General features: G+C 62.4%; 24 protein-coding genes, 6 tRNA genes and 1 pseudogene. 25 read left to right on the forward strand and 6 right to left on the reverse strand.

What is annotated here, in order from left to right; translation table 11 throughout:
* Window positions 1-300 precede the first annotated feature (300 nt).
* Both LOY69_RS30520 and LOY69_RS30525 read left to right on the forward strand, forming a co-directional pair.
* Window positions 301-525, forward strand: a pseudogene (locus tag LOY69_RS30520) (HAMP domain-containing protein); the annotation flags it as partial.
* On the forward strand, window positions 523-1,386 hold the full coding sequence (locus LOY69_RS30525; RefSeq protein ID WP_371826160.1) for a methyl-accepting chemotaxis protein: 864 nt from the start codon (window positions 523-525) through the stop codon (window positions 1,384-1,386). The pseudogene LOY69_RS30520 and the gene LOY69_RS30525, both read left to right, overlap by 3 nt.
* A 69-nt stretch (window positions 1,387-1,455) precedes the next feature.
* Here LOY69_RS30525 and LOY69_RS08820 read toward each other — a convergent pair whose 3' ends face one another.
* Window positions 1,456-2,214 carry a hypothetical protein gene (locus LOY69_RS08820; protein WP_170001250.1) on the reverse strand — a complete coding sequence of 253 codons (759 nt, stop codon included), beginning with the start codon at window positions 2,212-2,214 and terminating at the stop codon, window positions 1,456-1,458.
* A 379-nt stretch (window positions 2,215-2,593) separates the two neighbouring features.
* On the opposite strand from LOY69_RS08820, the gene LOY69_RS08825 reads away from it, so the two are divergent.
* The 6 genes from LOY69_RS08825 (at window position 2,594) to LOY69_RS08850 (ending at window position 3,265) form a co-directional block, all read left to right on the forward strand.
* Window positions 2,594-2,669, forward strand: a tRNA-Glu gene (locus tag LOY69_RS08825).
* A gap of 2 nt (window positions 2,670-2,671) precedes the next feature.
* Window positions 2,672-2,747: transfer RNA gene (locus LOY69_RS08830), tRNA-Gly, on the forward strand.
* 104 nt (window positions 2,748-2,851) lie between these two features.
* Window positions 2,852-2,927, forward strand: a tRNA-Glu gene (locus tag LOY69_RS08835).
* Window positions 2,928-2,930: 3 nt separating this feature from the next.
* Window positions 2,931-3,006 (forward strand) — tRNA-Gly (locus LOY69_RS08840).
* A 104-nt stretch (window positions 3,007-3,110) separates the two neighbouring features.
* Window positions 3,111-3,186: transfer RNA gene (locus LOY69_RS08845), tRNA-Glu, on the forward strand.
* Between the two features lie 3 nt (window positions 3,187-3,189).
* Window positions 3,190-3,265, forward strand: a tRNA-Gly gene (locus tag LOY69_RS08850).
* Between the two features lie 124 nt (window positions 3,266-3,389).
* On the opposite strand, the gene LOY69_RS08855 is transcribed toward LOY69_RS08850, so the two are convergent.
* On the reverse strand, window positions 3,390-4,022 hold the full coding sequence (locus LOY69_RS08855) for a LysE family translocator (RefSeq protein WP_265074388.1): 633 nt from the start codon (window positions 4,020-4,022) through the stop codon (window positions 3,390-3,392).
* A gap of 43 nt (window positions 4,023-4,065) precedes the next feature.
* Complete coding sequence (locus LOY69_RS08860) at window positions 4,066-4,692, reverse strand: alanyl-tRNA editing protein (RefSeq protein WP_110595191.1); 627 nt, start codon at window positions 4,690-4,692, stop codon at window positions 4,066-4,068.
* 89 nt (window positions 4,693-4,781) lie between these two features.
* On the opposite strand from LOY69_RS08860, the gene LOY69_RS08865 reads away from it, so the two are divergent.
* On the forward strand, window positions 4,782-5,735 hold the full coding sequence (locus LOY69_RS08865) for a LysR family transcriptional regulator (protein ID WP_102863935.1): 954 nt from the start codon (window positions 4,782-4,784) through the stop codon (window positions 5,733-5,735).
* Window positions 5,736-5,896: 161 nt separating this feature from the next.
* On the opposite strand, the gene LOY69_RS08870 is transcribed toward LOY69_RS08865, so the two are convergent.
* Both LOY69_RS08870 and LOY69_RS08875 read right to left on the reverse strand, forming a co-directional pair.
* On the reverse strand, window positions 5,897-6,304 hold the full coding sequence (locus tag LOY69_RS08870; RefSeq protein WP_016968255.1) for a PA2817 family protein: 408 nt from the start codon (window positions 6,302-6,304) through the stop codon (window positions 5,897-5,899).
* 85 nt (window positions 6,305-6,389) lie between these two features.
* Window positions 6,390-8,837 carry an acyl-CoA dehydrogenase gene (locus LOY69_RS08875; protein ID WP_253084465.1) on the reverse strand — a complete coding sequence of 816 codons (2,448 nt, stop codon included), beginning with the start codon at window positions 8,835-8,837 and terminating at the stop codon, window positions 6,390-6,392.
* Between the two features lie 228 nt (window positions 8,838-9,065).
* Here LOY69_RS08875 and LOY69_RS08880 point away from each other — a divergent pair, with 228 nt between their 5' ends.
* From LOY69_RS08880 to LOY69_RS08895, 4 genes are all read left to right on the forward strand, one after another.
* The gene (locus LOY69_RS08880; protein ID WP_170003437.1) at window positions 9,066-9,725 is read left to right on the forward strand and encodes a transglutaminase-like domain-containing protein; all 660 of its coding nucleotides are present in this window, start codon (window positions 9,066-9,068) and stop codon (window positions 9,723-9,725) included.
* A gap of 42 nt (window positions 9,726-9,767) precedes the next feature.
* Window positions 9,768-10,391: a glutathione S-transferase family protein gene (locus LOY69_RS08885; RefSeq protein WP_110652138.1), complete on the forward strand. Its 624-nt coding sequence runs from the start codon at window positions 9,768-9,770 to the stop codon at window positions 10,389-10,391.
* Window positions 10,392-10,523: 132 nt separating this feature from the next.
* Entirely contained in the window at window positions 10,524-11,456 is a 933-nt protein-coding gene (locus LOY69_RS08890) for an ABC transporter ATP-binding protein (protein WP_102863931.1), read from the forward strand.
* Complete coding sequence (locus LOY69_RS08895) at window positions 11,453-12,232, forward strand: ABC transporter permease (RefSeq protein WP_102863930.1); 780 nt, start codon at window positions 11,453-11,455, stop codon at window positions 12,230-12,232. Before LOY69_RS08890 ends, LOY69_RS08895 begins: the two co-directional genes overlap by 4 nt.
* Before the next feature lie 53 nt (window positions 12,233-12,285).
* Here the strand turns inward: LOY69_RS08895 and LOY69_RS08900 are convergent, their stop codons facing one another.
* Window positions 12,286-12,801 (reverse strand): DUF2062 domain-containing protein, encoded by a 516-nt coding sequence (locus LOY69_RS08900; protein ID WP_102863929.1) that lies wholly within the window; start codon window positions 12,799-12,801, stop codon window positions 12,286-12,288.
* Window positions 12,802-12,940: 139 nt separating this feature from the next.
* On the opposite strand from LOY69_RS08900, the gene LOY69_RS08905 reads away from it, so the two are divergent.
* From LOY69_RS08905 to LOY69_RS08960, 12 genes are all read left to right on the forward strand, one after another.
* The gene (locus LOY69_RS08905; protein WP_265074389.1) at window positions 12,941-15,172 is read left to right on the forward strand and encodes a DNA internalization-related competence protein ComEC/Rec2; all 2,232 of its coding nucleotides are present in this window, start codon (window positions 12,941-12,943) and stop codon (window positions 15,170-15,172) included.
* Between the two features lie 102 nt (window positions 15,173-15,274).
* Window positions 15,275-15,910: a MotA/TolQ/ExbB proton channel family protein gene (locus LOY69_RS08910; protein ID WP_162884118.1), complete on the forward strand. Its 636-nt coding sequence runs from the start codon at window positions 15,275-15,277 to the stop codon at window positions 15,908-15,910.
* Window positions 15,907-16,335 (forward strand): ExbD/TolR family protein, encoded by a 429-nt coding sequence (locus tag LOY69_RS08915; RefSeq protein ID WP_102863926.1) that lies wholly within the window; start codon window positions 15,907-15,909, stop codon window positions 16,333-16,335. The genes LOY69_RS08910 and LOY69_RS08915 overlap by 4 nt, the downstream gene beginning before the upstream one ends.
* A complete protein-coding gene (gene lpxK / locus LOY69_RS08920; RefSeq protein ID WP_110595196.1) occupies window positions 16,335-17,345 on the forward strand; it encodes a tetraacyldisaccharide 4'-kinase in 1,011 nt (336 codons plus the stop codon). Before LOY69_RS08915 ends, lpxK begins: the two co-directional genes overlap by 1 nt.
* Window positions 17,346-17,368: 23 nt before the next feature.
* Window positions 17,369-17,554: a Trm112 family protein gene (locus LOY69_RS08925; protein ID WP_011060103.1), complete on the forward strand. Its 186-nt coding sequence runs from the start codon at window positions 17,369-17,371 to the stop codon at window positions 17,552-17,554.
* Window positions 17,551-18,315 (forward strand): 3-deoxy-manno-octulosonate cytidylyltransferase, encoded by a 765-nt coding sequence (kdsB, locus tag LOY69_RS08930; RefSeq protein WP_110595197.1) that lies wholly within the window; start codon window positions 17,551-17,553, stop codon window positions 18,313-18,315. Before LOY69_RS08925 ends, kdsB begins: the two co-directional genes overlap by 4 nt.
* Window positions 18,315-18,779 carry a low molecular weight protein-tyrosine-phosphatase gene (locus LOY69_RS08935; RefSeq protein ID WP_110595198.1) on the forward strand — a complete coding sequence of 155 codons (465 nt, stop codon included), beginning with the start codon at window positions 18,315-18,317 and terminating at the stop codon, window positions 18,777-18,779. The genes kdsB and LOY69_RS08935 overlap by 1 nt, the downstream gene beginning before the upstream one ends.
* Window positions 18,776-19,795, forward strand: a complete 1,020-nt coding sequence (gene murB / locus LOY69_RS08940; protein WP_102878923.1) for a UDP-N-acetylmuramate dehydrogenase — start codon at window positions 18,776-18,778, stop codon at window positions 19,793-19,795. The genes LOY69_RS08935 and murB overlap by 4 nt, the downstream gene beginning before the upstream one ends.
* A gap of 251 nt (window positions 19,796-20,046) precedes the next feature.
* Window positions 20,047-20,517 (forward strand): (2Fe-2S)-binding protein, encoded by a 471-nt coding sequence (locus LOY69_RS08945; RefSeq protein ID WP_102878924.1) that lies wholly within the window; start codon window positions 20,047-20,049, stop codon window positions 20,515-20,517.
* Window positions 20,514-22,829 carry a xanthine dehydrogenase family protein molybdopterin-binding subunit gene (locus tag LOY69_RS08950; protein ID WP_265074390.1) on the forward strand — a complete coding sequence of 772 codons (2,316 nt, stop codon included), beginning with the start codon at window positions 20,514-20,516 and terminating at the stop codon, window positions 22,827-22,829. Before LOY69_RS08945 ends, LOY69_RS08950 begins: the two co-directional genes overlap by 4 nt.
* The gene (locus LOY69_RS08955) at window positions 22,829-23,824 is read left to right on the forward strand and encodes an XdhC family protein (RefSeq protein WP_102863919.1); all 996 of its coding nucleotides are present in this window, start codon (window positions 22,829-22,831) and stop codon (window positions 23,822-23,824) included. The genes LOY69_RS08950 and LOY69_RS08955 overlap by 1 nt, the downstream gene beginning before the upstream one ends.
* Window positions 23,821-24,417 (forward strand): NTP transferase domain-containing protein, encoded by a 597-nt coding sequence (locus LOY69_RS08960; RefSeq protein ID WP_265074391.1) that lies wholly within the window; start codon window positions 23,821-23,823, stop codon window positions 24,415-24,417. Before LOY69_RS08955 ends, LOY69_RS08960 begins: the two co-directional genes overlap by 4 nt.
* Window positions 24,418-24,471 lie beyond the last annotated feature (54 nt).

Below are 24,471 nucleotides of genomic sequence, written 5' to 3' on the forward strand. Positions count from 1 at the left end.
GCTCGGGTGCGCCTGGACCAGAATCGCAAGGGGGATGAGCAAGGCAGTGCCGAGCAGGGCAATATCGAGCAGGCCGAGCAGGCCCTGGCTCAAGCCGAGCAGTTGAAGAGCGCAGTCAAGGATGGGGGCTACCAGACGGTGCTCAACGAGGTCGCTGGGCACATCGGCAACTTCAGCGAAAAACTCAACGAATACACCGGCCTGTTGGCTCAGGAGAAACAGGTCTATCAGACGTTGCATGAGCGCGCCGCCCAGGTGATGGCACGGGTCGACCAGGCTTATGCCGCTGAAGATCTGTCGATGCAGGGGGAGCTGGAGAAAAACACCCTGCTGATCATCGGCTCCTCGGCCTTGGCATTGCTGGTGGGACTGCTGGCGGCCTTGAGCATCACTCGCCTGATCGTTCGTCCGCTACGCAGTGTGATGCATGTGGCCCAGCAGATCGCGGCGGGGGACCTGAGCACCACGGTGATGGTCACCCGGCGTGACGAGATCGGCCAGTTGATGCAGGCGATGCAGCAGATGGGCAGTGGCCTGAGCGGTATCGTCAGTGGCCTGCAGGCCGGGATCGAGCAACTGGCCAGTTCGGCCCAGTCACTGTCCTCGGTGACCGAGCAGACCAACCTTGAAGTCAGTACCCAGAAGGAAGAAACCGAGCAGGTGGCCACCGCCATGAATCAGATGACCGCCACGGTGCACGATGTGGCGCGCAATGCCGAGCAAGCGGCCCAGGCCGCCCAGGCGGCGGATGACAAGGTGGAGAGTGGCCAGCAGGTCGTGCGCCAGAGCATGCAACGCATCGAGCAGTTGGCGGATTCCGCGACCCGGGCCAGCAGCGGCATCGAGAGCCTGAGCGCAGAGATCGACAACATCGGCAGCGTGCTGGATGTCATCAAGAGCGTTGCCGAGCAGACCAACCTGCTGGCCCTCAATGCCGCCATCGAGGCGGCAAGGGCGGGGGAGCAGGGCAGGGGCTTTGCGGTGGTGGCCGATGAAGTTCGGGCCTTGGCCAAACGTACCCAGCAGTCCACCGAGGAGATCGCGCGTCTGGTGACGGCATTGCATGCGGCTGCCGACTCTTCCGTGCAGCAGATCCAGAGCAGCGGCGAGCTGGTGAAGCTGGCGGTCAGCGATGCCCTGCAGACTGAAAGTGCCCTGGGCAGTATTGCCGCGGCGGTGTCGTTGATTCAGCAGATGAACCAGCAGATTGCCGCTGCCGCCGAACAGCAGAGTTCGGTGGCTGAAGAGATCAATCGCAGTGTCACCAGCATTCGTGCCAGTGCCGACCAGTCTTCCCTGGCCATGCAAGGCAATGCTGCGTCGAGCATCGAGCTGGCGCAGTTGGGTGTGGAGTTGAAGGGGATGGTGGGGCATTTCCGCTTGTAGCGGCGAAGAGGGTGCTGTTGCATCGAACCCCTGCCTGGCGCTGGATGCGCCAGGCAGGGGTTTTTCATATCAGTCGTAGATGGCTTTCTTCTTCCAGTCGGCGTCGGCTTCCACGGTCTTCAGGCCTTGGGTCAGCTCGTTGTCCTCATCTGGCGCGGGCTCCAGGGTCGATAGCACCATGGCGTTGGCACGGGCCAGGAGCTTATCCAGGTATTCCAGCTGTTCCTTGTAGACCGCCGGGTCCGGTTGCTTGCGCAGGTATTGCACGCCGCGTTCGAAGGCCAGGCGGGCCTGGCCCGGCTGGTTCTGTTGCAGGGCGTATTGGCCCAGGTTGTTGAAGAACTCGATATGCAGCAACACCAGGATATGGCGGATCTCCTTGATCCAGCGCTTGGCTTCATTGGGTTGCAGGAAGCCATCGTGGGCGGCACGGGTGACCTGGCCGTGCATGGCCTCCAGCAGGAAGCGAACATCCTTGGCCTTGGCTTCGGTCTGGATCGGCGACGGTGGATTGTTCACCGGAATCGATTCGCCCTGTCCCACCAAGGTATTGAGCTCGGCCAGACGCGCCTTGAGAGCGCTATCTGCCTTGTCGAGGTTGAGCATGCGCTGCACAACGTTGAGTTCCAGGCGTGTCAGCAGCAGCTTGAGGGCCGGTGACATGAACTGGCCAGGGAAGGTTTCGGTGATCTCGCCGCAGCGACGCAGGCGATCATTGAGTTCGACTTTGGTGCGGGCCTTTTCCAGTTTGTTGTTTTCCACCACATGGTTCATGTAGCCAATGGCGATCAATAGTGCGATCCCGGCTATTACCAGCAGGGTGATCATGAGTGGTGTCACCGTTAAAACCTCGTTATAGGATTCGCGTGCGAGTGTAGTGGCTTGGCATTTAGACGCATAGCGCCGCTCGACGAGCCGGGCATGAGTTGTGCTGCTTATATAGGTATAGAACCACCAGGGTGAGCCCCAGGTTCAAATTGCCATCACCGGCTGCGGGGGACTATAGCGTCTTGTCGAGTGCCAGAATATAGGCGTCAAAGCGCGGACGGCAGAAAAGCCCGAAGTGAGCCTAAAACCACTCCGAAGTCATTGATTTAAATAAAATTATATCTGGGGGTTGACGGCCTCCCAAAGCATCCATAGAATGCGCGCCACTTTCAACGGAAAGCAAAGCGCGAAACGTTGAAGGTAGTGAATGTTGTAGCGTGTCCCCTTCGTCTAGTGGCCTAGGACACCGCCCTTTCACGGCGGTAACAGGGGTTCGAGTCCCCTAGGGGACGCCAATGCGGGAATAGCTCAGTTGGTAGAGCACGACCTTGCCAAGGTCGGGGTCGCGAGTTCGAGTCTCGTTTCCCGCTCCAATTTTAAACGGCACTGCTTTCGGGCGGGGTCGAGTGAAACCAGAGCCAAGTCTTCGGATGCGGATCTGGACACCGAAACACACACCATGTGTTCCGGGTAGCGTGTCCCCTTCGTCTAGTGGCCTAGGACACCGCCCTTTCACGGCGGTAACAGGGGTTCGAGTCCCCTAGGGGACGCCATTTGCGGGAATAGCTCAGTTGGTAGAGCACGACCTTGCCAAGGTCGGGGTCGCGAGTTCGAGTCTCGTTTCCCGCTCCAATTTTAAACGGCACTGCTTTCGGGCGGGGTCGAGTGAAACCAGAACCAAGTCTTAGGATGCGGGTCTGGACACCGAAACACACACCATGTGTTCCGGGTAGCGTGTCCCCTTCGTCTAGTGGCCTAGGACACCGCCCTTTCACGGCGGTAACAGGGGTTCGAGTCCCCTAGGGGACGCCATTTGCGGGAATAGCTCAGTTGGTAGAGCACGACCTTGCCAAGGTCGGGGTCGCGAGTTCGAGTCTCGTTTCCCGCTCCAATTTCACAAGAACGCCGCTCACTGAGCGGCGTTTTTGTTTGTCTGCGATTCAACGCTTCGTCCTGCCATGGACAAAAAAAGGCCCGCCAGTCAGACGACTGTGCGGGCCTTTGTCGTGGGTCGCTTACAGCGACAGCAGCAGGCGTCCGGCGAACAGCAGCAGGATCAGCCCCATGCAGCGCTCGAACCAGTGGCCCAGGCGCATGAACAGCAGGCGGACCCGGGTGCTGGAAAAGAACAGCGCGACGATGACGAACCACAGCGCGTTCACCAGGCACATCCAGGCGCCATACAGCGCCTGAATGCTCAACGGCGTGGTGGCGCTGACCAGGGTGGTGAAGATCGCCAGGAAAAACAGGGTCGCCTTGGGGTTGGTGGCGTTGGTCAGGAAACCGGTGATAAAGGCCCGCAGCAACGTCTGCTGCGGCTCATCCGGCGCCGTGTCGCCTGGGATGCTGGTCTTGGCCTTGCTGCGCAACAGGCTGACGCCCAGGTACAGAATGTAGGCCGCGCCCAGCAGCTTGGCGGCGCTCAGCAGCCAGGGCGTCGCGTGCATCAGTGCACCGACCCCCAGCAGGGTGTAGAGCACATGCACCGAAATGCCGGCACCGATCCCCAGGGCGGTACAGACACCGGTCATTCGGCCAAAGCGCACGCTCTGGCGAATGGTGACGGTAAAGTCCGGGCCTGGGGCGACCACGGCAAGAAAGTGAACGACGGCCAGGGCAAGAAATTCCCCAAGATAGTTGGACAGCATGCGGACTCCGCAAGGCAGGAAGGTGGGTAAAAGCGTGGGTGGCTCAGCCGAGGCTGTAGCTGACTGAAAGGGTGCCTTTTTTCTCCGCGACCGAGTCGATGAGCACCCGTCCCAGCTGTTGCAGGTGCTGGACGTGAGTGCCGCCGCAACCGTAGGCGGGCAACTGGCCGAAGCTGATCTGGCGCGATCCGGCGGCCAGGGAAATATGCCGGGGAAAATCGTCGCTGATCCATTGTGCGAGGGCGTTCTGCACCCGGGCGCAGTCGATTGCCTGAGGCTGTTCGCCGGGCTTGAACGACACCCGTCCCTCGTTCGGCCAGTGATGAGCCTTGATCGGTATCCAGCCCAGGCTCTGTACGAAGTGGCCAATCAAGTGTCCGGCGGAGTGCATGCGGCTGTTGAACAGGCGCTGCTCTTCATCGACGCGAGCTTCATGGCTTCCCGGCGTCAGCGGCTGGGTCAGGTAATGCACGATCTGCTCGCCTTCCTGGGTGACTCGCAGCACGCGGGCCTCGCCAATCCAGCCAGTGTCGCTGGGTTGGCCGCCACCCTGGGGATGAAAGGGCGTGGCGTGCAAGGTCGCGGCGAACAGATCGTCCCGGGGCACGCAGGTCAGCAGTTCTACCGGGGCAGTCAGCAGGTCGTGTTCGAAGTACAGGCGAAGCGTCATTTCTCAAACCCTGGAACCAAGTGTTTTTTTATTATGAGGCTTGGGTAATTGCGTGATAATCCGTTCAAAACTCAATGGACTATTGCGTCATGAGCATAAATCTCCCCCTGCCTTTACTGGCAGAAATGGCCATCTTCGTCAGGGTCGTAGAAACCGGCAGCTTTTCCGAAGCAGCGCGTCAGCTGGGTTCCTCGCCGTCGGCGGTAAGCCGCAGCATCTCGCGGCTGGAGAAGGCCCTGGCCACGCGCCTGCTGCAACGCACCACCCGCAAGTTGCGCTTGAGCGACGGCGGCGAAGAGGTTTTCAAGCGCTGCAGCGAGATGGTCAGTGCGGCCCGTTCGGTCATGGAGATCAGCGGTCAGTTCACCCACGAGGCCGAGGGCGTGGTGCGGGTCAGTGTGCCCAAGGCAGTGGGGCGCTTCGTGGTGCATCCCCATATGCCGGAGTTTCTTCGGCGCTACCCGAAGGTGGATGTCGAACTGCTGCATGAAGACAGGGATATCGACCTGATTGAAGACAATGTCGACCTGGCGATTCGCATCACCGATCGCCCGCCGCCAGGTTTGATTGGTCGTCAGTTGTTGCGCATTGATCACCTGCTGTGTGCCACCCCGCAGTACCTGGCGCAGCAGGGCACGCCGCAGCATCCTCAGGACCTGCGCCAGCACAGTTGCATCTATCTCGGGGAAACCCCCAGCGATGCGCGGTGGAAGTTCACTCAAGGCGGCAAGGCGGTGACTGTCGGTGTGCGCGGGCGTTATGCCGCCAACCACACAGGGGTGCGCCTGGATGCGGTGCTGCAGCATCTGGGCATTGGCAGCCTGCCGTATTTCACCGCGCGGCATGCTCTGGAACAGGGGCTGATTGTCCAGGTGTTGCCGGAGTGGACCTTTCTTGCGTCCTATCATGGCGGTGCCTGGCTCCTGCATTCGCCAACCCGCTACCTGCCGCCCAAGCTGCGGGTCTTCATCGACTATCTGGTGGAGTGCCTGGCTCGGGAGCCGACCTTGAACCGCCCCGGCAAAGCCGAACGCATCTTGTAGAAACTGTCGGCTTGCCAGCGAAGATGCCTTTGAGGGCGATGCAAAAACCCAAGGGCCTCTTCGCCGGCAAGCCGGCTCCTACGAGGACGACGCGATAAGGCGGGCATAAAAAAGGCCCGCCGGAAAAGCCGGGCGGGCCTTGGCTACGCGAGGCGCGGCAATCAGTGCTTGCTGTCCTGGGCGGAGAGCGCCAGCAGCTGTTTTTCCTGGTTCCAGTCGAAGGGCTCGTCGTTCTGCTCGGCTTCGAAGCGGCGTTCTTCCAGGGCCTGGTACAGGTCGATTTCTTCATCGGGCATGTAGTGCAGGCAGTCACCGGCGAAGAACCACAGCAGGTCGCGAGGCACCAGATGAGCGATCTGCGGATAGCGCTGCATGATCTGGCACAGCAGGTCCTGGCCCAGGTACTGGCTTTCGATCGGGTCGATCGGCAGCGAGGCGCGCAGTTCATCGAAGCGCTCCAGGAATAGCGCATGGCTTTCTTCGGGAACCTGTTCGGCTTCTCCCACCGCCACCAGGATGCTGCGCAGGTGGTCCAGGAGGACGAGATGATCGGCGACGACGTTGGACATGACAGGGTCCTCAAGAGCAAAACGGGCGCGGGAGTATATAGCCCTCGCGCCCGGTTTCATAATCGACCTGTCCCAAGGGGCCCGTTTAGCGGGTCTTGCCCTCGCTCAAGGTCAGTTCCTCCTTGGCGAAATCATCCACATCGATGACTTTGCGTCGCGCCGCTTCGGCGTCCCGCAGGCTCTGGGCTTCGGCCGCTTGCAGCACGCCGGCGTCCAGGGCCGCATCGATGGGCGACTCGCCCGCCGCCGGTTTGACCTGGCCGCTTTTCAGCGCTTCGTGGAGTTTTTTCTGCAGCGGATGGGTCGCGCTCAGCAGGTCGCAGGCGTGCTGCAGGGCGCCTACCGGATCGTCCGTGGATTGCGGGCGATAGCAGCCGGCGAGCACCGCTTCCAGGGCCGGGTCGCCCTGGGCGCGGCCAATGATCGCCGCCACTTCGGCATCCAGGCGGTCCGACGGCCCGGTATGGCGACGGCCGAAGGGGAACACCAATACCCGTAGCAGGCAGCCGAACACTCGGCTGGGGAAGTTGCTGAGCAACTCGTCCAGGGCACGTTCGGAGTGGCCGAGGCTTTCTTCCAGGGCCCAGGCCAGCAGGGGCCGCAGGTACTCGGGGGAATCCAGATCGTGATAGCGCTTGAGCGCCGCCGAGGCCAGGTACAGGTGGCTGAGGACGTCGCCCAGGCGAGCCGACAGGCGCTCGCGGCGCTTGAGCTCGCCCCCCAGCAGCATCATCGACACGTCGGCCAGCAGAGCGAAGGCCGCAGCCTGGCGGTTCAGGGCGCGGAAGTAGCCTTGGCTGAGCTTGTCTCCCGGGGTTTGTTCGAAGTGGCCCAGGCCCAGGTTCAGCACCAGGGTGCTGGCGGCGTTGCTCACGGCAAAACCAATGTGCTGCAGCAGCAGGGCATCGAATTCCTGCAGGGCCTGGTCATGGTCCTCGCGTCCGGCCAGGGCCATTTCCTTGAGCACGAACGGATGGCAGCGGATGGCCCCCTGGCCAAAGATCATCAGGTTGCGCGAGAGGATATTGGCGCCTTCCACGGTGATGAAGATCGGCGCGCCCTGCCAACTGCGGCCCAGGTAGTTGTTGGGCCCCATGATGATGCCCTTGCCACCGTGCACGTCCATGGCGTGGCTGATGCACTCGCGTCCGCGCTCAGTGAGGTGGTACTTGAGAATGGCCGACAGCACCGAGGGTTTCTCTCCCAGGTCCACGGCGTTGGCGGTCAGCATGCGCGCGCTGTCCATCAGCCAGGCATTGCCACCGAGGCGGGCCAGGGCCTCCTGAATCCCCTCGAAGGCGCTGAGGGGCACATTGAACTGCTCCCGTACCTGGGCGTACTGGCCCGTCACCAGGCTGGTGAACTTGGCGGCGCCGGTGCCCACCGCCGGTAGGGAGATCGAGCGTCCCACCGACAGGCAGTTCATCAGCATCATCCAGCCTTTGCCGAGCATTTCCCGGCCGCCGATCAGGTAGTCCAGGGGAATGAACACGTCCTTGCCGGAATTGGGGCCGTTCATGAAGGCCGCGCCCAGGGGCAGATGGCGGCGGCCGATCTCGACCCCCGGGGTATCGGTGGGGATCAGCGCCAGGCTGATGCCCAGGTCTTCCTCGTCCCCCAGCAGGTGATCCGGGTCGTGGGCCTTGAAGGCCAGCCCCAGCAGGGTGGCCACCGGGCCCAGGGTGATGTAGCGCTTTTCCCAGTTCAGGCGCAGGCCGAGGGTTTCCTCGCCTTGCCATTGGCCCTTGCAGATGATGCCGGTGTCGGGCATGGCTCCTGCGTCGGAGCCTGCCAATGGGCCGGTGAGGGCGAAGCAGGGGATGTCGTCACCACGAGCCAGGCGCGGCAGGTAGTGGTTGCGTTGTTCTTCGGTGCCGTAATGCAGCAGCAGTTCCGCCGGGCCCAGAGAGTTGGGGACCATGACCGTGGAGGCCAGGTCGCCGCTGCGGGTCGCCAGCTTCATCGCTACCTGAGAGTGGGCGTAGGCGGAAAAACCCTTGCCGCCGTACTCCTTGGGAATGATCAGGGCAAAGAAGCCATGTTCCTTGATATGGGTCCAGGCCGCGGGCGGCAGGTCCATGTGCTGGCCAATCTGCCAGTCACTGACCATGGCGCAGAGTTCCTCGGTGGGACCGTCGATAAAGGCTTGTTCTTCATCGGTCAACTGGGCCTTGGGGTAGGCCAGCAAGGTGTTCCAGTCCGGACGGCCGCTGAACAGCTCGCCGTCCCACCACACGGTGCCGGCGTCGATGGCGTCGCGCTCGGTCTGCGACATCGGCGGCAGGACTTTCTGGAACCAGGCGAACAGCGGTGCGCTGAAGTACTTGCGTCGCAGGTCCGGCAGCAGCAAAGGCGCGGCGACGGCCGCCAGCACTACCCAGAAAACCAGCAACAACCAGCCGGGTGCTCGGCTGAAGGCGCCCATGGCCAGCAGGAAAACGGCCACTGCGCCCAGGGCGGGCAGAGGGGCAGTGCGGCGGTGCGCCAGGTAGGCCACTCCAACCAGCAGAACCAGTATCCACAACAACAGCATATTCAATCCTCCATGAAACCAGGGGCCAAATCACCATCAGAGCTTAGTCGGCCTCCGACAAAGCGGGTGATCGGTGCGGTGCGAGTACAGCGGTCGACTTTGCCGTCGAGCCAAGGCTGGCAAACCCGGTCCGATTGGATCGAGCCGACCCTGACCTTTGGCCGAAACGTCGTTATCGCTGGGACGCACGCCTCGATAGACTCCAGGCTTCGCTCGGAGGTTTTGCCCATGCACGAGTACCTGCGTCCCAGCCGCTTCATCGATAGTGACCACCCTGCAGTGGTGGAGTTCGCCGAATCTCATCGCGGTGCCAGTGGTGATCCGCGACAGCAGGCGGTGAGCCTGTACTACGCCGTGCGTGAGGCCGTGCGCTACAACTTCTATTCCTTCAGCCGCGACCCCGAGACCTTGCGAGGCAGCCATGCCCTGGCCAGCGGCGAAAGCTATTGCGTGCCCAAGGCCACTTTGCTCGCCGGCTGCGCCCGGCATTGCGGGATTCCGGCGCGTATCGGTCTGGCGGATGTGCGCAATCATCTGTCGACGCCCCGTCTGCTGGAGTTGCTGCGCAGCGATGTGTTCGCCATGCACGGCTACACCGAGTTGTACCTGCACGGACGCTGGGTCAAGGCGACGCCGGCGTTCAATCAGAGTCTGTGCGAGTTGTTCGACGTGGCGCCGCTGGATTTTGACGGTGTGCAGGACAGTGTTTTCCACCCCTTCAACCGCCAGGGCGACCAATCCATGGAGTACCTGGTGGACCATGGGCGCTTCGCCGATGTGCCGCAGAGCCTGTTCTTTAGCCACCTGGAAAAGTGCTACCCCCATCTGTTCAATGAGCAGAACCCTGTGTCGCTGGGGGACATGCACGACGATTTGAGTCGCGGCTGATCAGGCGTAGACTGCCCCGGCATTCATTACTGAGGGATGGTCATGCTGAAGATCTGGGGTCGCAAGAACTCGTCGAATGTCAGGAAGGCGTTGTGGTGCGCTGAAGAATTGGCGCTGGCCTATGAGTCCCTGGATGCCGGCGGTGCCTTCGGCCTAGTGGACACCCCGGAATATCGGGCGCTGAACCCCAATGGGCGCATCCCAATGATTGAAGACGATGGCTTCGTGCTCTGGGAGTCCAACAGCATCGTGCGTTACCTGGCGGCCCGGCATGCCGCCAATAGCCACTGGTATCCGGCCGATGTGCAGGCCCGGGCCAGTGCCGAGAAGTGGATGGACTGGACCACCTCGACCTTCGCCGAACCGTTCCGGCAGTTGTTCTGGGGCGTGTTGCGTACCCCCGAGGCGCAGCAGGACTGGCAACAGATCAATGCCGCCAAGGCCACTTGCGCCGAGTTGCTGACCCGGGTCGATCAGGCGTTGGCTGGGCAGCCCTATCTGTCGGGAGAAGAAATCGGCGTGGGCGATATCCCGCTGGGCAGCTTCATCTATGCCTGGTTCGAGATGCCCATCGAGCGGCCTTCGATGCCCCATCTTGAGGCCTGGTACCAGCGCTTGAAGCAGCGTCCGGCCTATCGTCAGGCGGTGATGACCGCGTTGACTTAATACCCACTATCGATACGCGTGACTGTACTTGCGTGGCCTCGACCCGCAACATGGCGAGCGCCTGGCGTCGTTGCAATCCAGCCAGGCTGCCCTCACTTATACAATTCCCTCTTCTTGGTGCATGAATCCGATATGAGTTCCGCTCTGTCCATCCGGCAGCTAACCAAAACCTACGGCAACGGTTTCCAGGCCCTGAGTGGTATCGATCTGGATGTCGCCGAAGGTGACTTTTTCGCCCTGCTTGGTCCTAACGGGGCCGGTAAATCCACCACCATCGGCATTCTTTCGACCCTGGTGAACAAGACCAGCGGCACCGTGAATGTCTTCGGTCACGACCTGGATCGTGAGCCTGCGGCGCTCAAGCGCTGCATCGGCGTGGTGCCGCAGGAGTTCAACTTCAACCAGTTCGAGAAGACCTTCGACATCGTCGTCACTCAGGCCGGCTATTACGGCATTCCGGCGAAGATCGCCAAGGAGCGGGCCGAGCAGTACCTGACCCAGCTCGGCCTCTGGGACAAGCGCGATGTGCCTTCGCGTTCCCTGTCCGGCGGCATGAAGCGCCGCCTGATGATCGCTCGTGCGCTGGTGCATGAGCCGCGCCTGCTGATCCTCGACGAACCCACTGCCGGGGTCGATATCGAGCTGCGCCGTTCGATGTGGAGCTTCCTCACCGAGCTCAATCAGAAAGGCATCACCATCATCCTCACCACCCATTACCTGGAAGAGGCTGAGCAGCTGTGCCGCAACATCGGCATCATCGACCACGGCACCATCGTCGAGAACACCAGCATGCGGCAGTTGCTGGGCCAGTTGCATGTGGAAACCTTCCTTCTCGATCTCAAGCACGATCTCAGTGTGGCGCCGCAACTGGCGGGCTACCCGACCCGGCTGGTGGACAGCCACACCCTGGAAGTCCAGGTGGACAAGGCTGTGGGGATTACGGCGCTGTTCGGTCAACTGGCCCTGCAGAACATCGAGGTCTTGAGCCTGCGTAACAAAACCAACCGACTTGAGGAGTTGTTCGTGTCCTTGGTGGAGAAGAATCTGTCGAAGGTGGCGGTATGAGTTCCGAGTTGAAACCCAATCTGGTGGCGCTCAACACCATTGTCTATCGCGAGGTCCGACGCTTTACCCGGATCTGGCCACAGACCCTGCTGCCGCCGGCCATTACCATGGTTCTGTACTTCGTCATCTTCGGTAATCTGATCGGTCGGCAGATCGGCGACATGGGTGGTTTCACCTACATGGAGTACATCGTGCCGGGGCTGATCATGATGTCGGTGATCACCAACTCCTACGGCAACGTGGTGTCGAGCTTCTTCGGCAGCAAGTTCCAGCGCTCCATCGAGGAATTGATGGTGTCGCCGGTATCGCCCCACACCATTCTTATCGGCTACACCCTGGGTGGGGTCCTGCGGGGCTTGATGGTGGGAATCATCGTGACCCTGTTGTCGTTGTTCTTCACCAAGCTGCAGGTGCATCACTTGGGTGTGACAGTGCTGGTGGTGGTGCTGACGGCAACCATCTTCTCGCTGCTGGGCTTTATCAACGCGGTGTTTGCGCGCAACTTCGACGATATCTCGATTATCCCGACCTTCGTGCTGACGCCCCTGACCTACCTGGGCGGAGTGTTCTACTCGATCAATCTGCTGCCGCCGTTCTGGCAGACCGTGTCCCTGGCCAACCCGGTGCTGCACATGGTCAACGCCTTCCGTTTCGGCATTCTCGGGGTTTCGGACATCAAGATCAGTGTGGCCATCACCTTCATGCTGGTGGCCACCGTGGTGCTTTATATCGGTTGTGCCCGACTGCTGGTCAGCGGCCGCGGCATGCGTCAGTAAACGCCGTGATGGTGTACTGAAAACGGCCTCCTTTGGGAGGCCGTTTTCGTTTGTCATCGCCGCTGTTGCTTGCGTCTGTGCCATTGGCGGCCGACCCACCAGCGCCAGTAGAGCATGGTCAGGCAATAGGCCAGGGCTCCCAGCACCAATCCGGCCACCACCGAGCCGAGAAGGAAGGGTTGCCACAGGGTACTGAGCTGGCTGCTGATCCATTCCCAGGTCAGTTCGTCGGGCAAGGTGCGCGTCGGCACATTCATCAGCCAGGCGCCCAGTTGATAGGTGCAGAAGAACACCGGCGGCATGGTAATGGGGTTGGTCAGCCAGACCAGGCTGACGCTGATGGGCATGTTGCTCCGCAGCCAGATGGCCAGTACCGCGGCCAGCAGCATCTGCATCGGGATCGGGATAAAGGCGGCGAACAGGCCTACAGCCATGGCTCGGGCTACCGAGTGCCGATTGAGGTGCCAGAGGTTGGCGTCATGCAACAGGGTGCCAAGAAAGCGTAAGGACTTGTGTTCCCGGATGCTGACCGGATCTGGCATGTAACGTTTGAATAAGTGCCGGGGCATAAGGCTTCTCGGTCAGTTCAGGCGAGGATTATGACTGGATTCTAGCCAGCGCAAATTCAGACATTGTGACAAATGATAAAGCCGCGCCTGCGATCCTCGGCTAAGCCAAGACTAGGAACTGCCAAGGATGGGCTGATGGATGGTTACAGGGATGCTGGCACTGGCCGCAGGACTGCTGGCGCTGGGTTTCATGCCGGTGCTGCCGCCCGGCTGGTTGTTGCTGCTGATGGCGATAGGGGGGCTGATGTTGCTGCCTTTTCGTACACATCCGGTGGCATTTTTTTTGTTCGGTTTGGCCTGGGCCTGTGCATCCGGGCAATGGGCGCTGGATGATCGCCTGCCTCAGTCCCTGGATGGGCAAACCCGCTGGCTGGAAGGGCGGGTGGTCGGCTTGCCGGAACCGGGGGCGGGCGTGGTGCGCTTTGAGCTCAAGGATGCCCAGTCCCGACGAGAGCGCCTGCCGCAGCGAATTCGCCTGGCCTGGCACGGTGGGCCACTCGTCAATAGCGGCGAACGCTGGCGCCTGGCGGTCAAGCTGCGGCGTCCTGCCGGTCTGCTCAATCTTCACGGTTTCGATTACGAAGCCTGGCTGCTGGCCCGGCGCATTGGGGCCACCGGCACAGTCAAGGATGGGCAACTGCTGGCGCCGGCACGCCAAGCCTGGCGTGACGGTCTGCGCCAGCGTTTACTCGCGGTCGAGGCCCACGGCCGCGCCGCAGGCCTGGCGGCATTGGTGATGGGCGACGGTTCGGGGCTGACGCGGGAAGATTGGCAACTGTTGCAGGACACTGGCACGGTGCACCTGATGGTGATATCCGGACAGCACATCAGTCTGCTGGCCGCAGTGATCTACCTTGCAGTGGCAGCGCTGGCTCGTTACGGGCTTTGGCCCGCGCGTTGGCCCTGGCTGCCCTGGGCCTGCGCCCTGGCCTTTGTCGGGGCGCTGGGCTACGGCCTGCTGGCAGGGTTCGATGTGCCGGTGCAGAGGGCCTGCGTGATGGTTGCGCTGGTGCTGCTCTGGCGCTGGCGCTTTCGTCACCTGCGGGCTTGGTGGCCCTTGTTGCTGGCGTTGAATGCAGTGCTGTTGTTCGAGCCCCTGGCCAGCTTGCAGCCAGGGTTCTGGCTGTCCTATGCCGCGGTGGCGGTGCTCATCTTCACCTTTGCCGGGCGCCTGGGTTCCTGGCGTTGGTGGCAGAGTTGGACGCGCGCCCAGTGGTTGATGGGTATTGGCCTGTTGCCACCCTTGCTGGCCCTTGGCTTGCCCATCAGTCTCAGTGGTCCGCTGGCCAATCTGCTGGCGGTGCCCTGGATCAGTCTGCTGGTCCTGCCCCCGGCCTTGCTGGGCTGTCTGTTGTTGCCTGTGCCTTATGTGGGTGAAGGGCTGTTATGGCTGGCGGGTGGCCTGCTGGATGGGCTGTTCCGCTTACTGGGGGCGATGGCCGGATTATGGCCAGCCTGGGTGGCGCCGTTGATCCCCCTTTGGGTTTGGGGCCTGAGCAGCCTGGGCGCGCTGTTGTTGCTGTTGCCCAAGGGCGTGCCACTGCGGGTGCTGGGTTGGCCGTTGTTGCTGTTGGCCGTCTGGCCTCCCCAGGACCCTGTACCCGAGGGCGAGGTGGAGATCTGGCAGCTGGATGTGGGGCAGGGTTTGTCGTTCATCCTGCGTACCCGTGATCACGCGATGTTGTATGACGCCGGTGCGCGAGTCGCGGATTTCGACCTGGGGGAGCGAGTGGTGCTGCCGACGCTGCATAAACTTGGCATTCGACGGTTGGACTTGATGCTGCTCAGCCACGCCGATAACGATCATGCCGGAGGCGCCCTGGCAGTCCAGCGCGGGATACCGGTGAGCCAGGTGCGCAGCGGCGAGCCCGAGGCTTTGCCGGCTGCCCTGCAGTCGGCCCCCTGTGATAGCGGGCTGAGCTGGCACTGGAATGGCGCCCGCTTCACGCTGTGGCAGTGGACGGGGGCGGCAGACGGCAACCAGGCTTCCTGTGTGCTGCTGGTCGAGGCCGGCGGCGAACGCCTGCTGCTCACCGGCGATATTGATGTCCATGCTGAGCGGGCCTTGCTCGACAGTCCGCTGGCGGTTCGCATTCACTGGTTGCAGGCGCCCCATCATGGCAGCCGTACCTCATCGTCCATGGCCTTGCTCCGGCGGCTGGCGCCGAAGGCGGTGCTGATTTCCCGGGGGCGGGGCAATGCCTTTGGCCATCCTCATCCCCTGGTGGTGGCGCGCTACCGGCAATTGGGCATGGTGATTCATGACAGTGCCGAGCAAGGCGCACTGAAGCTGCGGCTGGGGACTTTCAGCCAGCCTGAAAGCCTGCGCCAACAGCGGCGCTTCTGGCGCGACTGGCCAGCAATGCCTTAAATAACCATGGGTTATTAAAGCCCCTGAGCATGCGACATCACGGTCTTCGGTGCGTCCAGCCCCTATGTTAGAGTGGCGCACTTTTTCGAGGGGACTGTCACTGTGTGGGAATTGGTCAAATCCGGCGGCTGGATGATGTTGCCGATCATTCTGAGTTCCATCGCGGCTGTGGGCATCATCGCCGAGCGTTTGTGGACCCTGCGGGCCAGCCGAGTCACCCCGCCCCATTTGCTGGGCCAGGTCTGGCGCTGGATCAAGGACAAGCAACTCAATAAGGAGAAACTCAAGGAATTGCGTGCCGATTCGCCCCTGGGAGAGATCCTGGCAGCGGGCCTGGCCAACTCCAAGCATGGTCGCGAGATCATGAAGGAATGCATCGAGGAAGCCGCCGCCCGGGTCATTCACGAACTGGAGCGCTACCTCAACGCCCTCGGCACCATCGCCGCCATGGCGCCCTTGCTGGGCCTGCTGGGTACGGTGCTGGGCATGATCGATATCTTCAGTTCGTTCATGGGATCGGGCATGACCAGCAACGCTGCAGTGCTTGCCGGTGGTATTTCCAAGGCACTGATCACTACTGCCGCCGGTTTGATGGTGGGCATTCCTTCGGTGTTCTTCCACCGTTTCCTGCAACGCCGGGTCGATGAGCTGGTGGTGGGCATGGAACAGGAAGCGATCAAGCTGGTGGAAGTGATCCAGGGCGACCGCGATGTCGACCTGGCTGAGGGCAAAGCGTGAAATTCCGTCGCAAACCCCGGGAAACCGTGGACATCAACCTTGCTTCGTTGATTGACGTGGTGTTCATCCTGCTGCTGTTTTTCGTTGTCACCACCACCTTTACCCGGGAGACCCAACTGCGGGTCGATCTGCCGGAGGCGGTCAGCGGCTCGCCCGCCGAAGACCAGCAGGTCAAGCAGCTGGATATCGCCATCAGCGCTGATGGCGTGTTCTCGGTCAACAATCAGGTGCTGCCGAAGAATGACCTGGCGACCCTGATGGACGCCTTGCAGAAGGAGTCGGCGGGAGACACCAACCTGCCGCTGTCCATCAGTGCCGACGGCAAGACACAACATCAAGCGGTGATCACTGCCATGGACGCGGCCGGCAAGCTCGGTTTCAGCCATTTGCGCATGACCACCGTCGAGGCGGCGCCGGCACCCTGATGGCACTTTCTGATCGTCTGCTCGCCGCCTGGTACAACGGCCATCCTGCGCTGAAACTGCTGCAGCCCCTGGAATGGCTGTACCGCCGCGTGGTGGTGGGCAAGCGCCAGCGTTTCCTGGCGGGTGAGGGGGCTATCTATCAACCGCCGGTGCCCTTGATCGTGGTGGGCAACATCACCGTCGGAGGCACTGGCAAGACGCCGTTGATCCTGTGGTTGGTGGAGCACTGCCAGCGCCTTGGCCTGCGGGTCGGGGTGGTCAGCCGTGGCTATGGCGCCAAGCCGCCGCAATTGCCCTGGCGAGTGACGGCCGACGACAGCGCCACCGTGGCTGGTGATGAACCGCTGCTGATCGTTCAGCGCTGTGGCGTGCCGCTGATGATCGACCCGGATCGTAGCCGCGCGGTGCAGGCCTTGCTGGCTGCCGAACCGCTGGATCTGATTCTTTCCGACGATGGCCTGCAGCATTACCGTCTGGCCCGTGATCTGGAGTTGGTGCTGATCGACGCGGCCCGCGGCCTGGGCAATCGTCGCTGTTTGCCGGCCGGCCCGCTGCGTGAGCCGGTGGAGCGTCTGCACAGTGTCGATGCCCTGCTCTACAACGGCGCTGCCGATGATCGCACCGACGGTTTTGCCTTCCATCTCAAGCCTTCGGCGCTGGTCAATCTGCAGAGCGGCGAGCGTCGCCCGGTGGAACACTTCGCGCCAGGGCAGGCGGTGCACGCGGTGGCCGGTATCGGCAACCCCCAGCGTTTCTTCAATACCCTTGAAACGCTACACTGGCGGCCTGTCCCCCATGCATTTGCCGATCACGCCCAATACAGTGCGCAGGCCTTGGCCTTCACCCCGTCATTGCCGCTGGTCATGACCGAAAAAGATGCGGTCAAGTGCCGTGACTTCGCGGCAGCCGACTGGTGGTACCTGGCGGTGGACGCCGTGCCGTCCGCGGCCTTCGTCGCCTGGTTCGATACCCAGCTGATGCGCCTGCTGCCTGATCGTCTGTTGCCTTAATCGCTTTTATCCAGGGAAACCTCATGGACACCAAACTGCTCGACATCCTGGCCTGCCCGATCTGCAAAGGCCCTCTCAAACTCAGCGCCGACAAGACCGAGCTGATCAGCAAGGGCGCCGGCCTGGCCTACCCGATTCGCGACGGCATCCCGGTGATGCTGGAAAGCGAGGCCCGTACCCTGACCACCGAAGAGCGTCTGGACAAATGAGCAGCGCTTTCACCGTGGTCATCCCGGCGCGTTTCGCCTCCACCCGTCTGCCAGGCAAACCCCTGCAACTGATCGCCGGCAAGCCGATGATCCAGTGGGTCTGGGAGCAGGCCTGCAAGAGCAGCGCCGAGCGAGTGGTGGTGGCCACCGATGATCAGCGTATCGTCGAGGCCTGCCAGGGCTTTGGCGCGCAAGCGCTGCTGACTCGGGAAGACCACAATTCGGGTACCGATCGTTTGGCGGAAGTCGCGGGCAAGCTCGGCCTGGCGGCGGATGCCATTGTGGTCAACGTCCAGGGTGATGAGCCGCTGATTCCGCCTTCGGTGATCGATCAGGTGGCGGCCAACCTGGCGGCTCATACCGAAGCGCGCATGGCTACCCTGGCCGAGCCGATCGAGGACGCACAGACTCTGTTCAATCCGAACGTGGTCAAGGTGGTTACTGACCTCAACGGCCTGGCCCTGACCTTCAGTCGCGCCACCTTGCCCTGGGCCCGGGATGCCTTTGCCAAGAGTCATGATCAGTTGCCGGAAGGCGTGCCTTATCGCCGGCACATCGGTATCTACGCCTACCGTGCAGGTTTTCTCCATGACTTCGTCAGTTGGGGGCCGTGCTGGCTGGAAAACACCGAGTCCCTGGAGCAGTTGCGTGCTCTGTGGCACGGCGTGCGCATCCACGTTGCCGATGCCCTGGAAGCACCTCCCACTGGCGTCGATACCGCCGAAGACCTTGAGCGCGTTCGGCGCCTGTTGGAGGCGTGATGCGGGTTCTGTTCGTCTGCCTGGGCAACATCTGCCGCTCGCCCACCGCCGAAGGCGTGCTGCGCCATAAGTTGAATGAAGCCGGCATGGGTCATCAGGTTCAGGTCGCGTCCGCCGGCACCAGCGACTGGCACGTTGGCAAGGCGCCGGACAAGCGCAGCCAGCAGGCGGCCTTGCGGCGTGGCTACGACCTTTCTGCGCAACGGGCGCAGCAGGTTGGCAGTGCCGATTTCGCCGTGTATGACCTGATTTTCGCCATGGATCAGAGCAACCTGCGCAACCTCAAGGCCTTGCAGCCGGCTTTGGGCAAGGCCGAGCTGGATCTGTTCCTGCGCCGCTACGAGGCGCCGCTGGATGAAGTGCCGGACCCGTATTACGACGGTGAGCAGGGCTTCGAGCAGGTGCTGGACCTGATCGAGGATGCCTGTGATCGGTTGGTGATCGAACTGAAGGGGCGGTTATGAGCCTGGACATTCAATCCGATGTGTCCCTCAAGCCGTTCAACAGTTTCGGGGTCGAGGTCAAGGCGCAGCGGTTCGCCCAGGCCCACAGCGATGACGACGTACGCGAGGCCCTGGCCTATTGCGCCGATCAGCAGTTGCCACTGCTGGTGATCGGCGGCGGCAGCAACCTGCTGCTGACGACGGATATCCAGGCACTGGTGTTGCGCATGGCCACCCGTGGGATTCGCTTGCTTAGCGATGATGGGCAGCGGGTGGTGGTGGAAGCCGAGGCTGGCGAAACCTGGCATCCCTTCGTGCAATGGACCCTGGACCAGGGCTTGTCCGGGCTGGAGAACCTCAGCCTGATTCCCGGCACCGTCGGCGCCGCGCCGATGCAGAACATCGGTGCCTATGGTGTCGAGATCAAGGACGTGTTCGTCGGTCTCACCGCCCTTGATCGGCAGACCGGCGAACTGCGGGACTTCGATCTGGATCAGTGCCAGTTCGCCTACCGCGACAGCCTGTTCAAGCATCAGGCCGGCCGCTGGCTGATTCTGCGGGTGCGTTTTGCCTTGAACCGTGTCGATCATTTGCATCTTGAATACGGTCCGGTGCGTCAGCGCTTGAGTGAGCAGGGCATCGAACAGCCGACCGCCAGGGATGTCAGCCGGGCGATTTGCAGTATCCGCAGCGAGAAACTTCCGGACCCGGCGGTGCTTGGCAATGCCGGCAGCTTTTTCAAGAACCCGGTGGTATCGGCGGTGCTGGCGGCGCAGATCAAGCAGTCGCATCCGGGGCTGGTGGGTTATCCCCAGGCCGACGGGCAGGTCAAGCTGGCGGCCGGCTGGCTGATCGAGCAGGCGGGCTGGAAAGGCTTTCGCGATGCCGATGCCGGCGTGCATCGCCTGCAATCCCTGGTGCTGGTGAATTACGGTACGGCCACAGGCTTGCAGCTGTTGGAGTTGGCCCGACGAATCCAGCGCGATATCGCCGAGCGCTTCGGTGTCGAGCTGGAGATGGAGCCGAATCTGTATTGAGGCAGCTCTTGAACTAAGCTCAGCGCTTGAGTCCAAAGCCTTGCACGGTTTACACCCTGCAAGGCTTTTTTATGCATGACGACTTAACTTAGCTTGCTAACAATGTGAGTATTTGTCGTCGCCAAAGGCCCGGTGAAGCCCCGTCTTCACAAGAGAGCCCGATTAGCCTGAGCCGATCTGCGCGCACCGCAGCCGCGCTGCTGCGTGGCAGATGGCTCGACCCCATCACCTCATAGAATGCGGGCGTGCCCATGATTACCCTGAAGCTCAACGGTCAAGATCATCCACTGGACGTCACCGAGGACATGCCACTGTTGTGGGCCATCCGCGATGTGGCGGGTTACAGCGGCACCAAATTCGGCTGCGGCATGGGCCTGTGCGGCGCCTGCACCGTTCATATCGACGGTGATCCGGCGCGCAGTTGCATCACCCCGGCCGGCTCGGTGCTGGGCAAGAACATCAGCACCATCGATAACCTGCACAACGATCCGGTCGGGCAGGTGGTGCAGCAGGCCTGGCTGGATACAGCGGTGGCCCAGTGCGGTTATTGCCAGGGCGGACAGATCATGTCCGCCACTGCATTGCTCAAGACCCATCCCAATCCCAGCGACGAGCAGATCGAGGAGGCGATGCTCGGCAATATCTGTCGCTGCGGTACCTACAACCGGATCAAGACCGCGATTCGCCAGGCAGCCAACCATCTGCAGGAGGCCAAGGCATGAACCACCTACCCAGTGATTTTGCCCTGAGCAACCTCAGCCGCCGGAGTTTTCTCAAGGGCGTGGGTGCAACCGGAGCCCTGGTGCTGGCGGCCAGTTGGGGCTGGCAGCAGGCGTTTGCCGAAGACCAGAAGTTCGGTGCCGATGGCATGCCCCATGGCTGGGTCGACGATCCCAAGGTCTATGTGAGCATCGCCAGTGACGGCAGCGTGACGGTGATCTGCAACCGTTCGGAGATGGGCCAGGGGGTGCGGACCAGCCTGAGCATGGTGGTGGCTGATGAGCTGGAGGCCGATTGGGCTCAGGTCAAGGTCAAGCAGGCGCCCGGGGACGAGGCGCGCTTTGGCAACCAGGACACCGACGGTTCGCGCAGCATGCGCCATTGGTACGAGCCCATGCGTCGTTGCGGCGCCGCTGCGCGAACCATGCTGGAACAGGCCGCCGCCGAGCAATGGCAAGTACCGCTGAGCGAGTGCCGGGCGCAGTTGCACAAAGTGGTTCACCAACCCAGCGGGCGCGAACTGGGCTATGGCGCTCTGGCCGCAGCGGCGGGGGCTCTGGCGGTGCCGGCCCGGGACAGCCTGCGGCTGAAGCAGGCGTCGGAGTTTCGCTATATCGGTAAAGAGGCGACCCGGGCCATTGACGGCGAGGACATCGTCAATGGTCGTGCGGTGTACGGCGCCGATGTGCACTTTGAAGGCATGCTGTTTGCGGCGGTGGCGCGGCCCCGAGTCTATGGCGGCAAGGTCAAGTCCGTGGATGACAGTGCAGCGCTGAAGGTGCCTGGGGTGATCAAGGTCATGCCCATCGATGGCCGTCCGTTGCCTTCCGAGTTCCAGCCCCTGGGCGGTGTGGCGGTGGTGGCGAGCAACACCTGGGCGGCGATCAAGGGCCGCGATGCCTTGAAGATCGATTGGGACGATGGAGTCAATGCCGGGTACAACTCCATCGAATATCGCAAGGAGTTGGAGGCGGCGGCGCAAAAGCCGGGCAAGGTGGTGCGCAGCACCGGCAACCTGGATGAAGCCCTGAGTGGTGCGCAGAGCAGCCTGGAAGCCACCTATTACCTGCCGCACCTGGCCCAGGCACCCATGGAGCCGATGGTGGCCGTGGCGCGCTTCGTGGATGGCCGTTGCGAGGCCTGGGCGCCGAGTCAGGCGCCTCAGGTGACCCGTGAGCGGATTGCCGAGCGCCTGGGCATCGGCTTTGACCAGGTCACGGTCAACGTCACCCTGCTGGGCGGCGGCTTCGGACGCAAATCCAAGCCGGACTTCATTCTTGAAGCGGCCATCCTGGCCAAGGCATTTCCCGGTAAGGCGGTGCGGGTGCAGTGGACCCGGGAGGATGATATCCACCACTCCTACTTCCATACGGTGTCGGCGGAGTACCTCAAGGCCGGGTTAAGCGAGGACGGCATGCCCGCCGCCTGGCTGCATCGCACCGTGGCGCCGAGCATTACCGCGTTGTTTGCCCCGGGGATGAACCATGAAGGCGCCTTCGAGCTGGGCATGGGCTTCACCAACATGGCCTATGCGATTCCCAATGTGCGCCTGGAAAACCCCGAAGCGGCGGCCCATACCCGGGTGGGTTGGTATCGCTCGGTCTCGAACATTCCCCACGGTTTTGCCATTCAGAGTTTTGTCGACGAACTGGCCCACAAGGCGGGCCAGGACCCACTGAAGTACCAGCTCAAGCTGTTGGGGCCGGACCGTCAGATCGATCCGCGAACCCTGAGCGAAGAATGGAATTACGGCGAGTCCCCTGAGCGTTACCCGATCGATACCGGGCGCATGCGCGCGGTGCTGGAAACCGCGGCCAAGGCCGCCGGGTGGGGGCGCTCGCTGCCCAAGGGGCGTGGCCTGGGGTTGGCGGTGCACTACAGCTTCGTGACCTATGTGGCAGCGGTGATCGAAGTGGAGGTCAAGGAGGATGGCACGCTGATTGTGCACAAGGCTGATATCGCCGTGGATTGCGGTCCGCAGATCAACCCCGAGCGCATTCGTTCGCAGTTCGAGGGGGCTTGTGTCATGGGCCTGGGCAATGCGGTGCTGGGGGAGATCAGCTTCAAGGATGGCAAGGTGCAGCAGGACAACTTCCATATGTATGAGGTGGCACGCATGTCCCTGGCGCCGAAAGAGGTGCAGGTGCATTTGCTGACTCCGCCGGGCGAGGTGCCGCTGGGAGGTGTTGGTGAACCGGGTGTACCGCCCATTGCGCCGGCCCTGTGCAACGCCATCTTCGCCGCCACCGGCAAGCGCATCCGCAATCTGCCCGTGCGCTACCAGCTGCAGGGTTGGCAGCAGGCGGGTGCCTGATGGACAGCGTCGACCTGAATGTCCTGCGCAGTGTTCTGGAGTGGCGTCGCGCCGGGCGCACGGTGGTGCTCTATAGCGTGGTGCAGACCTGGGGCAGTGCGCCCCGGTTGCCGGGTGCCATGTTGGCCTTGCGCGACGATGGGGTGGTGATTGGCTCGGTATCCGGTGGTTGTATCGAGGACGACTTGATCACGCGCCTGGCGGATGGGCGCTTGTCCCTGTCCGGGCCGCCGGTGCAGTTGCTGACCTATGGTGTGACCCTGGAGGAGGCGGCACGTTTCGGCCTGCCTTGTGGCGGCACCTTGCGCCTGACCGAGGAGCGGGTTGGCGATCCTTCCTGGGTCGCCGAGTTGCTGGAGCGCTGCGAGGCGCACCAGATCGTGGCTCGGGAATTGAACCTGAGCAGCGGCCAGGTGCTGCTCAAGGCGGCGAGCAAGACGGATGAGCTGGCGTTCGACGGGCTCACTCTGCGGGCGATCTATGGGCCGCGCTGGCGTCTGTTGCTGATCGGCGCCGGGCAGCTTTCCCGTTATGTGGCGCAAATGGCCCGTCTGCTGGACTTCGAGGTGCTGGTCTGTGATCCGCGCCAGGAGTTCGTGCAAGGGTGGGAGGATCAGGATGGGCGCTTTGTCGCCGGCATGCCCGACGATGCGGTGCTGAGTATTAAGCCCGATGAGCGCACGGCGGTGGTGGCGCTGACTCACGATCCGCGTCTGGATGACATGGCCCTGCTGACGGCGCTCGATTCCCCGGCGTTTTATGTCGGAGCCCTGGGGTCTCGGGTCAACAGCCAGAAACGTCGGGACAATCTGGCGCTCTTGGGATTGTCAGCGCCGGCCATCGAGCGTTTGCATGGCCCGGTGGGGTTGCACATCGGCAGTCATACGCCGGCGGAGATTGCCCTGTCGCTGATGGCGGAGATCGTGGCGATCAAGAATGGCATTGAGCCCTTGCAGAAGAAGCCGTTGGCCCGAGTGGCCGAGGCGACCACATGATTGCCCCGCCTTGCGCCGTCATCCTGGCGGCGGGGCAGGGCAGTCGTTATCGAGAGGTGGCAGGGAGCGATCAGGATAAGTTGCTGGCACCTTGCAGAGGTCGCGATGGTGTATTGCGACCGGTGCTGGAACAGGTGCTGGTCAACCTGTCGGTGGAAATGCCTAGGCGGGTACTGGTCACGACGCCGGGTCGGCCGCAGGTGGCGGAACTGGCGCAGGCTTATGGCTGCCAGGTGCTGTTGCTGGATTCCCTTGGCATGGGCCAGAGTCTGGCGGCGGCAGTGGCTGCTAGTGCCGATGCCGGTGGTTGGGTGATTTTGCTGGGGGATATGCCCTTTATCTTGCCTGGCACCATAACGCGGGTAATCGAGGCGTTGACCGAGGAGGGCATCAGCGTGCCTCGGCTGGGTGACGATCTGGGGCATCCGGTGGGGTTTGGTCGGGCTTATGGCGCTGCATTGCAAGGCTTGTCCGGTGATCGCGGTGCCAAGTGCCTGTTTACCTCGGGCAAGGTGGTCGAGGTGGCAGTGACCGACCCGGGAGTGGTATGGGATGTGGATCGACCCGAGGCGCTGGTCTATCGGGAACGCTGAATGGCAGGCATGAAAAAGCCCCGCTCGGTTAACCGGGCGGGGCTTTTTCATTGC

Origin of the sequence: Pseudomonas sp. B21-059, from assembly GCF_026016285.1 — a bacterium.
GTDB classification, from domain to species: Bacteria; Pseudomonadota; Gammaproteobacteria; order Pseudomonadales; family Pseudomonadaceae; genus Aquipseudomonas; species Aquipseudomonas danubii.

Coding starts and splice junctions, on each gene's coding strand:
- LOY69_RS30525 (WP_371826160.1), top strand. CDS start 523: ATGGGCAGTGGCCTGAGCGGTATCGTCAGTGGCCTGCAGGCCGGGATC.
- LOY69_RS08820 (WP_170001250.1), bottom strand. CDS start 2,214: ATGATCACCCTGCTGGTAATAGCCGGGATCGCACTATTGATCGCCATT.
- LOY69_RS08855 (WP_265074388.1), bottom strand. CDS start 4,022: ATGCTGTCCAACTATCTTGGGGAATTTCTTGCCCTGGCCGTCGTTCAC.
- LOY69_RS08860 (WP_110595191.1), bottom strand. CDS start 4,692: ATGACGCTTCGCCTGTACTTCGAACACGACCTGCTGACTGCCCCGGTA.
- LOY69_RS08865 (WP_102863935.1), top strand. CDS start 4,782: ATGAGCATAAATCTCCCCCTGCCTTTACTGGCAGAAATGGCCATCTTC.
- LOY69_RS08870 (WP_016968255.1), bottom strand. CDS start 6,304: ATGTCCAACGTCGTCGCCGATCATCTCGTCCTCCTGGACCACCTGCGC.
- LOY69_RS08875 (WP_253084465.1), bottom strand. CDS start 8,837: ATGCTGTTGTTGTGGATACTGGTTCTGCTGGTTGGAGTGGCCTACCTG.
- LOY69_RS08880 (WP_170003437.1), top strand. CDS start 9,066: ATGCACGAGTACCTGCGTCCCAGCCGCTTCATCGATAGTGACCACCCT.
- LOY69_RS08885 (WP_110652138.1), top strand. CDS start 9,768: ATGCTGAAGATCTGGGGTCGCAAGAACTCGTCGAATGTCAGGAAGGCG.
- LOY69_RS08890 (WP_102863931.1), top strand. CDS start 10,524: ATGAGTTCCGCTCTGTCCATCCGGCAGCTAACCAAAACCTACGGCAAC.
- LOY69_RS08895 (WP_102863930.1), top strand. CDS start 11,453: ATGAGTTCCGAGTTGAAACCCAATCTGGTGGCGCTCAACACCATTGTC.
- LOY69_RS08900 (WP_102863929.1), bottom strand. CDS start 12,801: ATGCCCCGGCACTTATTCAAACGTTACATGCCAGATCCGGTCAGCATC.
- LOY69_RS08905 (WP_265074389.1), top strand. CDS start 12,941: ATGGTTACAGGGATGCTGGCACTGGCCGCAGGACTGCTGGCGCTGGGT.
- lpxK (WP_110595196.1), top strand. CDS start 16,335: ATGGCACTTTCTGATCGTCTGCTCGCCGCCTGGTACAACGGCCATCCT.
- LOY69_RS08925 (WP_011060103.1), top strand. CDS start 17,369: ATGGACACCAAACTGCTCGACATCCTGGCCTGCCCGATCTGCAAAGGC.
- kdsB (WP_110595197.1), top strand. CDS start 17,551: ATGAGCAGCGCTTTCACCGTGGTCATCCCGGCGCGTTTCGCCTCCACC.
- LOY69_RS08935 (WP_110595198.1), top strand. CDS start 18,315: ATGCGGGTTCTGTTCGTCTGCCTGGGCAACATCTGCCGCTCGCCCACC.
- murB (WP_102878923.1), top strand. CDS start 18,776: ATGAGCCTGGACATTCAATCCGATGTGTCCCTCAAGCCGTTCAACAGT.
- LOY69_RS08945 (WP_102878924.1), top strand. CDS start 20,047: ATGATTACCCTGAAGCTCAACGGTCAAGATCATCCACTGGACGTCACC.
- LOY69_RS08950 (WP_265074390.1), top strand. CDS start 20,514: ATGAACCACCTACCCAGTGATTTTGCCCTGAGCAACCTCAGCCGCCGG.
- LOY69_RS08955 (WP_102863919.1), top strand. CDS start 22,829: ATGGACAGCGTCGACCTGAATGTCCTGCGCAGTGTTCTGGAGTGGCGT.
- LOY69_RS08960 (WP_265074391.1), top strand. CDS start 23,821: ATGATTGCCCCGCCTTGCGCCGTCATCCTGGCGGCGGGGCAGGGCAGT.